The sequence below is a fragment of the Amycolatopsis sp. NPDC051071 genome (assembly GCF_040682875.1).
Classification (GTDB): domain Bacteria; phylum Actinomycetota; class Actinomycetes; order Mycobacteriales; family Pseudonocardiaceae; genus Amycolatopsis.
Genome location: NZ_JBFBBY010000253.1, coordinates 1 through 8,639 on the forward strand (window position 1 = coordinate 1; position 8,639 = coordinate 8,639).

At 69.5% G+C, this 8,639-nt stretch carries 8 protein-coding genes; 5 read left to right on the forward strand and 3 right to left on the reverse strand.

All coding sequences use genetic code 11. The features are described 5' to 3' along the window. Positions 1-73 precede the first annotated feature (73 nt). Positions 74-442, reverse strand: coding sequence for a helix-turn-helix domain-containing protein (locus tag AB0M65_RS39045; protein ID WP_364040052.1), 369 nt, complete (start codon positions 440-442; stop codon positions 74-76). An 80-nt stretch (positions 443-522) separates the two neighbouring features. On the opposite strand from AB0M65_RS39045, the gene AB0M65_RS39050 reads away from it, so the two are divergent. After that, complete coding sequence (locus AB0M65_RS39050; protein ID WP_364040055.1) at positions 523-1,047, forward strand: GNAT family N-acetyltransferase; 525 nt, start codon at positions 523-525, stop codon at positions 1,045-1,047. On the opposite strand, the gene AB0M65_RS39055 is transcribed toward AB0M65_RS39050, so the two are convergent. Then, complete coding sequence (locus AB0M65_RS39055; protein WP_364040058.1) at positions 1,044-2,120, reverse strand: TetR/AcrR family transcriptional regulator; 1,077 nt, start codon at positions 2,118-2,120, stop codon at positions 1,044-1,046. The two genes, AB0M65_RS39050 and AB0M65_RS39055, sit on opposite strands and share 4 nt — an antisense overlap. Before the next feature lie 107 nt (positions 2,121-2,227). Here AB0M65_RS39055 and AB0M65_RS39060 point away from each other — a divergent pair, with 107 nt between their 5' ends. Both AB0M65_RS39060 and AB0M65_RS39065 read left to right on the forward strand, forming a co-directional pair. Next, the gene (locus AB0M65_RS39060) at positions 2,228-3,421 is read left to right on the forward strand and encodes a cytochrome P450 (RefSeq protein WP_364040061.1); all 1,194 of its coding nucleotides are present in this window, start codon (positions 2,228-2,230) and stop codon (positions 3,419-3,421) included. 26 nt (positions 3,422-3,447) lie between these two features. After that, complete coding sequence (locus tag AB0M65_RS39065) at positions 3,448-4,305, forward strand: LLM class F420-dependent oxidoreductase (RefSeq protein WP_364040064.1); 858 nt, start codon at positions 3,448-3,450, stop codon at positions 4,303-4,305. Here the strand turns inward: AB0M65_RS39065 and AB0M65_RS39070 are convergent. Then, positions 4,286-5,677, reverse strand: a complete 1,392-nt coding sequence (locus AB0M65_RS39070) for a serine/threonine-protein kinase (protein WP_364040067.1) — start codon at positions 5,675-5,677, stop codon at positions 4,286-4,288. The genes AB0M65_RS39065 and AB0M65_RS39070 overlap by 20 nt on opposite strands. Before the next feature lie 228 nt (positions 5,678-5,905). Here AB0M65_RS39070 and AB0M65_RS39075 point away from each other — a divergent pair, with 228 nt between their 5' ends. Next, on the forward strand, positions 5,906-6,598 hold the full coding sequence (locus AB0M65_RS39075) for a helix-turn-helix domain-containing protein (RefSeq protein WP_364040070.1): 693 nt from the start codon (positions 5,906-5,908) through the stop codon (positions 6,596-6,598). 345 nt (positions 6,599-6,943) lie between these two features. Continuing rightward, positions 6,944-8,503: an amidase gene (locus AB0M65_RS39080; RefSeq protein ID WP_364040073.1), complete on the forward strand. Its 1,560-nt coding sequence runs from the start codon at positions 6,944-6,946 to the stop codon at positions 8,501-8,503. The last annotated feature ends 136 nt before the right edge of the window (positions 8,504-8,639 follow it).

Genomic DNA, 8,639 nt, shown 5'->3' on the forward strand with positions numbered 1-8,639 from the left:
GGGGGGGCGGTGTTGTTCTTTTTTTTTGGTTCCAAAAACACAACCCAACACACCCCCCCACCCCCTGCAAGCTTCAGGGGGCCGAGTCGTAGGCCGACCTGGCTTCCGCCACCTTCGGCAGGTTCTTCGTCGACCAGTCCGCGAGGGTCGCGAACAGCGGCGCCAGGCTGCGTCCCAGTTCGCTGATCTCGTACTCGACCCGAGGTGGCACTTCGGCGTGATAGGTGCGCGTGATGAGACCGTCGCGTTCCAGTTGCCGCAGCCGCTGGGTCAGCACCTTCGGCGTGATCGAGCCGATGCGCCGCTCGAGTTCGACGAACCGCTGCCTGCCGAACTCGTTGAGCGTCCACAGGATCGGCGTGGTCCAGCGGCTGAAGACGATGTCGACCACCGGGGCGATCGGGCAGGCCTGTTCGGGGGTCGTCAGGGTTTCGACGCGCATGCGGGACCTCACTTTCCTTCGGATACCGACGCGGATACCGACGCTACCCGGGTCGCACGAAGGCGGCGTAACGTCCTGTTATGGACTTGACCACCGAAAGGCTTGTCGTCCGTGACTGGTCCGAGTACGACGCCGAAGCCGCGCTGGCGATCTACGGCACCACGGACGTGACCCGCTGGCTCACCCCGGCGATGGACCGGGTGACCGACGCCGCGGCCATGCGTTCGGTTCTGCAGGCCTGGCAACAGGCCCAGCCCAATCTTGTGCCGCCACGCGGGAGATGGGCGGTGCAGCGCAAGGAGGACGGCGTGGTCGTCGGCGGGCTCGGGATCCATTTGCTGCCGCCGTACGAAGAGGATCTGGAGATCAGCTGGCAGCTGCATCCGGACGCCTGGGGCCAGGGTTACGCCTCGGAGGCGGCCCGCGCGCTGCTCGGCTGGGCGTTCACCCAGGACACCGACGAGTTCTTCGCCGTCGCGCGCCCTGACAACGTGCGTGCCATCGCGACCGCGAAACGGCTCGGGATGGTCTGGGTCGGGGAAACCGAGAAGTACTACGGGCTCCGGCTGCAGGTCTACCGCGTCCGGCACACTGACGTCGTCTAGCGATACTCCACACGGGACACATCAGCCGAGACGGCGTGCCCGGCGCCGCGGCCGTCCGCGGTCGCGACGATCCGCCCCCGTTCGACCCGGATCGCGGCTTCGGTCTCGTCGCTGACCGCGAGTACGCCCGCGGCCGCGGCCAGGGTCCCGGCGACGTCGCACACCACACGCACGCCCGGCCAGGCCCGCTCCGGGAAGGCCTGCCGGACGCCTCCGCAGACCTCGGCGACGATCAGCCGGGTGAGCGGGACGAGTTCGTCGGGCTCGCTGGTCACGACGACCACGGTGACGTCGCGGCCGGAAGCGCGGACGGCCTCCTCCGCGGCGGAAAGCCGATGCGTGCCAAGGACGACGACCACGCCGTCGGCGGGCACGAACGACTCGGCACGCACGAGGTCCACGGCCTCCGGTGGTGACCAGGCCCGGTCGGCGGCCTGCGCGGCAGGCGCGATCACGGGTGGCGCCCACCAGTCGTTGAGGGGCAGCCCCGCCAGCCGCTCGCAGGCACTCACGACGTCGAACGGCTCGACGACTCCCGGCGCGACCGCCGCCAGCTGACCCGCGCCGTGCAAGGTGGTCAGCACGGTCTCCGCGAGCCGCACCCGGCGCGGGATCGGGGCCCCCGGCGGCCGGTCCGGCGGGTCGAGCCGTTCCAGCGCGAGCCCGAGCAGCAGCCCGTTGAGCTTGACCAGCTGGGCGAACGGGCGCCGGATCCGTTCGTCCGCGAGTACCTCCGGCATCAGGTCGCGGCCGAGCCCGGCCTGCTCGTCGTCCAGCGGAAGCGCGGCCACCCACGCCCTCGCCAAAGCGCCGAGCGCGCTCTCCGGGTTCTTGCCCGGTTCGGTATGCGGTGATAAGGCGGGCCGCTCCGCCAGTTCGGCCAGGACGGCGAAGTACAGCGCGCGTTTGCCGGGGAAGTTCGAGTAGACCGCGCCGCGGGTGAGCTCGGCCCGCTCGGCGATGACGTCGATCTTGGCGTCCCGGAAGCCCCGTCCCGCGAACTCGTCGCGGGCGGCGGCCAGCACCTTCGCGCGATTGCGCTCCTGCGTCTCTGCCCTGCTCAGCCGGACCATCGGCCTCCCCTTCGACCAGAACGTTTGCCCTCGGACCCGGATCAAGATACCTTGAACATTCAGATGACGAGAACATCTGGTTTGAACATCCGAACTGGGAGACCGCTTTGCCCGACATTCCCGAGATCCTCCTGACCGACCCCGAAGTCCTCCACGATCCGTTCACCGCCTACGGCCCGGTCCGCGAGCGGTCCCCGGTCGCCAAGCTGGTCGCGCCGGGTTTCGGCCCGATGTGGGCGGTCCTGCGGCACGAAGAAGCGCGAAAGATGCTGAGCGACCCGCGCTTCGCCCTCGGCGCGAACAGCTACCAGCGCTTGGACGTGCCCGACCACTGCCGCCCGTACCTGCGGACCATGCAGGAGGTCGAGGGTCCGGAGCACCTGCGGCTCCGGCGGCTCGTCTCCCCCGCGTTCACCCCGCGTCGCGCGGACGCGCTCCGGCCCGGCATCGAGCGGATCGTGGACGGCCTCCTCGACGGCCTCGCTGAGGAGGATCGGGTCGATCTGGTCACCGACTTCGCGCGCCCGCTGCCGGTCGACGTGATCTGCGCGCTCGTGGGCATCCCGGAGGCCGACCGACCGCGCTGGCGCGAGTACGGCACCGCGGTCGCGGCAGGCGACGGCGCCGCCCTCATGAAGGCGGTACCCGGCATCGTCGAGGGCTCACTCGCCGCGATCGCGCACCGGAAACTCGAACCCGCCGACGACATCGTCTCGCAGCTTCTCCGCGTCCAAGCCGAAGACGGCGACAGGCTCAGCGAGACCGAACTCGTCGCACTGGTCTGGCAACTCGTCCTCGGCGGCCAGGTACCGGGCAACCTGATCGCCAACTCGATCGAAACCCTGTTCGCCCATCCCAGGCAACTCGCCGAACTGCGTGCGGATCCGGCACTCATGGCAGGCGCGGTCGAAGAACTGATGCGCTGGCGCAGCCCGCAGTTGCTCACGATCCCCCGCTACACCACCGAGGAGGTCCGGATCGGCGACGTCCTGATTCCCGAAGGAGAACCTGTTACCGTCGCGATCGCGGCAGTGAACCGCGACCCGAAGGCGTTCCACGAACCGGACGTCTTCGACATCCGGCGTGCGGCGGGGCCCGCCTGGCACCTGGCGTTCGCCCACGGCCCGCACTTCTGCCTCGGAGCCTCCCTGGCCAGGGTGCAGACCGAAGTCGCGCTCAACGCACTCCTGCGCCGCTTCCCCGGCCTCGCCCTCATGGACGGCCCGCCGCGGATACCGGACCCGGGTGCCTGGCGACTGCACGCACTGCCTGCCACTCTGCACGCACCGGTTGCAAACTGAAACACGTTCTCATAATGTGACCGGCTGTGAGACACGGGATCGTGCTGTTCACCAGTGACCGGGGCATCAGCCCGGCTTCCGCCGCGCGTGCGGCGGAAGCCGCCGGCTTCGACGCCTTCCACGTGCCCGAGCACACGCATATCCCGGTCAAACGGGAGGCACCACATCCGCGCACCGGCGACGCGTCGCTGCCCGACGACCGCTACCTGCGCACGCTGGACCCGTGGGTCGCGCTGGCCACGGCGGCCTCGGTGACCACGCGGATCCGGCTCGCGACCGCGGTGGCCCTCCCGGTCGAGAGCGACCCGATCACGCTGGCGAAGACCATCGCCAGCCTCGATCACCTCTCGGCCGGGCGGGTCACCCTCGGCGTCGGCTTCGGCTGGAACGTCGACGAACTGGCCGATCACGGCGTCCCCGGCGGCAAACGGCGGACGGTCCTGCGCGAGTACCTCGAAGCGATGCGCGCGCTCTGGACCGACGACGAGGCCTCGTACGCCGGCGAATTCGTCTCGTTCGGGGCCAGCTGGGCCTGGCCGAAACCGGCACAGGCACGAATCCCGGTGATCGTCGGCGCGGGTGGGACGGAAAAGACGTTCCGCTGGATCGCGAAGTCGGCCGACGGCTGGCTCACCACCCCCGGCGACACGGACATCGAGGACAAGGCGCGGCGGCTCCGCGAACTCTGGCGGGAAGAAGGCCGCGCCGGGGAACCGGAGATCTCGGCGCTCGGCGTCCGCCCTGATCCCGAGAGCCTGGCCAAGCTGGAAGCCGCCGGGGTCACCGAAACGATCTTCGGCCTGCCGGACCGCTCCCCCGAGGAGGTCGAGGCCTGGCTTCGGCGCCTCGCCGCGAAACTCGGTCTCAGCCCTGGGAGTCGATGAGGTAACGCCCGCCCTGCTGCACCAGGGTGAACGTGGCGTTCTCGGATTCCGAACCGCCGCCCTTGCGGACATAGGTGATCTTCGCCGACACCGTGTTCCCGCGCTCGGACACGTTGGACACCGACACCGACTGGAACTGGCCCCAGAAGCCGGCATATTTGGCCGGATTCTGGCCACGGACGCGCTTGAAGTTGTCGCTCAGCCCGGCGAACCCGGCCTCGAGATTGCCGGGAAGGAGCGCGTAGTAAGCCGAAAGTGCCTGGCCGGGCGTTTGCGCCGGCGGCGGCGCCGAGGACGACGAAGGCGTGGACGGAGGCGTCGAGGGCGGCTCGGAGGAAGGCGAGGGCGGCGGAGCGGCGGACTCCGACGACGTCGCGGTGGCGGTCTGCTGCGGCGAACTCGGCGGCGGTGCCGCGTCCGTCGGGGCGTCCTTGCCTTGAGCGAGCACCACGACCACTGCCGCGATGGCGGCCAGCACGAGGAATCCGGCGATGACGCCGATCAACATGCCCTTGCGTGCCTTCGGCGGCGGCTCTTCGGCGACGAGCGTCGTCGGCTCCCCCGCCGCCAGCGCCCGCAGTTCGCGCTCGGTCTCGGTCATCGTCGGCCTGCTGTCGGGTCTGACGTCGAGCAGGCGATTCAGCAGCGGCGTGAGGATGCCGGATTTGACCGGAGGGGTGATCTCACCGCTCGAAGCGCGGTACAGCAGCGCGATCGGGTTCTCCGCCGTGCCGTAGGGCGTGCCGCCTTCGAGCGCGGTGTACAGCGTCGCGCCGAGCGAGAACACGTCGGAGGCGAAGGTGGCGTCCTCACCGCGGGCGACCTCGGGCGCCAGGAACGCCGGCGTCCCGGAGATCTCGCCGGTCGCGGTGAGCTGGACGTCACCCATCGCCCGCGAGATACCGAAATCGGTGATCTTGACGGTGCCGTCCTCACCCAGCAGGACGTTGCCGGGCTTGATGTCACGGTGGACGATGCCGGCCCGGTGCGCGGCCGCCAGCGCCGAGCACAGCTGGATGGCGAGCCGGATGACGTCGTCGGCTTCCATCGGCCCGTCACGCAGTTTGTCCGCGAGACTGGTCGAGGGCAGGTACTCCATGATGATCCACGGACGGTCCTGCTCGTCGATCACGCCGAAGACGGTGATGGCGTGGGGATGCACCAGCCGCGCGGCGATCCTGGCTTCGCGCAGCGCGCGGTTCTTGGCCTCGTCGGACTTCTGTTCCCCTTGCCCGTGCGGCAGAAGCAGTTCCTTGATCGCGACGATGCGTTCCAGGTTTTCGTCGCGCGCCCGCCACACGGTGCCCATGGAGCCGCCGCCGACGGGCTCGATGAGATCGAACCGGTCGGCGAGGCGGCGGATCTCCTCCATTATCGACGTCCCCCTGGCAGCTGTGGTGTTCGCGCGAACCTTGCCAGCATGCCAGGAACACGCGGGAGAGCCCGACCCGGCACGGCCGTTTCCGGCGCGGTGTCCGTCACGTCACCGGTTGGGCCGTTCAGCGGAACCCTGCCCGTACGCCTGCCCGAAAGCGCGTATCCCAGGTGACCGGAAGCGCACTTTACTTCTCCGGTGACGTGATCGGGAGAAAGGCTGGCGATGCGGGAAACCCTCGGTGGACGCGGCGTGCTCGAAGGCGCGTTCACGTTGCTCGAAGCACTCAACGACCACGGCGGCCAGGCGGGGCTGACCCAGCTCGTGCGGGCCAGCGGGCTCCCGAAGACCACCGTGCACCGGCTGCTGGACCAGCTGGTCGAACTCGGCGCCGTCGAGCGGGCGGGCCGCGGCTACCGAATCGGCTCGCGGGTGTTCCGGCTCGGCCGGTTCTGGCAGCCCGAACTGCGGGATCTGGCCAAGGAGTGGCTGCCGTCGCTTTCGGCGCGGATGCGGGTGAGCCTCGTGCTCGTCGTCCCGAGGGAGGGCCGCGCGCTCGTCGCGGCGGGTGCCGTCCTGCCTGCCGACGACGTCCCGGTGTCGCCGGGCACTCCGCTGCCGCCCGGAACCGCCGCCGGACGGCTGCTCGCCGCCCACCACCCCGCCCTCGCCGAACCGGACGCCGGCGCGCTGGCGATCCGCGCCGCCGGGTTCGCGACGGAGTCGGAGACCATCACGCCCGGTCTCGGTTGCGCCGCCGTCGCGATCCGGACCCCGGACGGCCGGGTCGGCGCGGCACTCGCCGCCGTCCTGCCCGCCCGGCGCGACCCGGCTTCGGCGGTGACCGGTCTGGCGAGCACCGCGCGTTCTTTCAGCGCCGCTCTCGCCGAGCACTCCCGGCCCGACAGGGTTGGATGATCGACGAGAGTCCGACCAATTCCCGATCAATCGGACGAGGCGATGAAGGGCCGGATTTCCGGCGGATTATTTCCGACGAAGTAGACTTTCGTGGCAAACCGGATCACGCTGTGTCCGCGACCGGCCGCACCGCGTGCGGAAATCCGATGATCACCTTGCCATCAGGTCATTTCCGTGACCGGACGCCTACCGATTAATTGTTCGACGACAATTCCCCCACCCCTTTCCTCTGCGCCATTCGGTGGTGCTCAAAAGAGGCGGCACACGTACGGTTCAGGAATTCTTTCGACCCAAGGAGGGAATTTCTTGAAGAGACGTTTCGCGGCCGTGTCCGCCTTTCTCGTCATGGTGTTCGTCGCGTCCGCCACGGTGGCCGTCCCGGCACAGGCCACGTCGCTTTCCGGACGTCCGGTCGTGGCCGGGATCGACCTGGAACGCGCGACGATCCCCGATCTGCAGCGGGCGATGCGCGCCGGGAGGCTGTCCTCGGTCGAGCTGACGCTCTTCTACCTGCAGCGGATCCGCAAGCTGAACCCGACGCTGCACGCCGTTCTCACCACCAATCCGGACGCGCTCCGCCTCGCCGCGGCCAGCGACTTCCGGCGGATCCGGCACCAGTCGAAGGGGCCGATGGACGGCATTCCGGTGCTGCTCAAGGACAATATCGACACCGCCGACCGGCAGCCGACCACCGCCGGGTCGACCGCGATGCTGGAATCCCGCCCCTACCGCGACGCCGGCGTGGTCGGCAACCTGCGCGAGGCGGGCGCGGTACTCCTCGGCAAGGCCAACCTTTCGGAGTGGTCGAGCTACCGCTCCACCAGTTCGTCGAACGGCTGGAGCCCGCTCGCGGGCCAGACCGCCAATCCGTATGTCCTCGACCGCAATCCGTGCGGCTCGTCGGCGGGCCCGGGGGTCGCGGTCGCGGCGCATCTGGCGACCGTCGCGGTCGGGACCGAGACCGACGGATCGATCAACTGCCCGTCCGGCGCCAACGGCATCGTGGGTGTCAAGCCGAGCCTCGGCCTGGTCAGCCGCAGCGGGATCGTGCCGGTGTCGAAGCAGCAGGACACCGCGGGCCCGATGGCACGCAACGTGGTCGACGCGGCGATCCTGCTCGCGGCCCTCAACGGCGCCGACCGCCGGGACCCGATCACCGTCGACGCCGCCCGGCAGTCGCTCGACGACTATACGAAGTTCTTGCGCCCCAACGCTTTGCACGGTAAGCGAATCGGCGTCTGGCGTGAGGTGTACACCCCGGACGACGCGACGAAGGCGGCGTTCGAGCAGGCACTGAGCAGGCTGCGGAAACTCGGTGCCACCACGGTGGAGATCACCATCCCGTACCTGGACGTCATCGCGGCCAACGAGTTCCCCGCGATCAGGACCGAGTTCAAACACGACCTGAACGCCTATCTCGCGTCCACCGGCGGCAAGCATCCCGCCGATCTCGCCGGGCTGATCCAGTACAACCTGGACCACGCCGCGGTCGAGATGCCGTACTGGACCCACAACCTGTGGGACCGCTCGCAGGCCACCACCGGGATCGACGATCCGGCCTACCGCGCGATGCGGGAAGCCGCGACGAGCGCCGCCCGGCGGGGTCTCGACGAGACGTTGCACGGGAACAGCCTCGACGCGATCGTGGCGCCGACCAACAACGCCGCGTGGAAGACACAGCTCGGGACCGGTGACGGCGCGCTGCTCATCGACTCCTCCGGTCCGGCCGCGGTTTCGGGCTACGCCAACATGACCGTCCCGATGGCCTACTCCGGGCCGTTGCCGCTGGGACTGTCCATCATGGGCGGGAAGTTCAGCGAACCGTCACTGCTGGCCATCGCCTACGCCTTCGAGCAGGACACGAAGGTCCGGCGGCTGCCGACGTTCATCCCGTCGATCGGCTAGGCGCTAGGGGCTGAGCCGAGCCGAGCCGAAAACGTCATGAGGGGTGGGCCGATGGGACAATATTTTGTTAGGGGGGCGCGGAGGGAACTCGCCGGCGGCGCGGGGTGTGCGGGGGGCCGGCCACGGGGATGGGGAA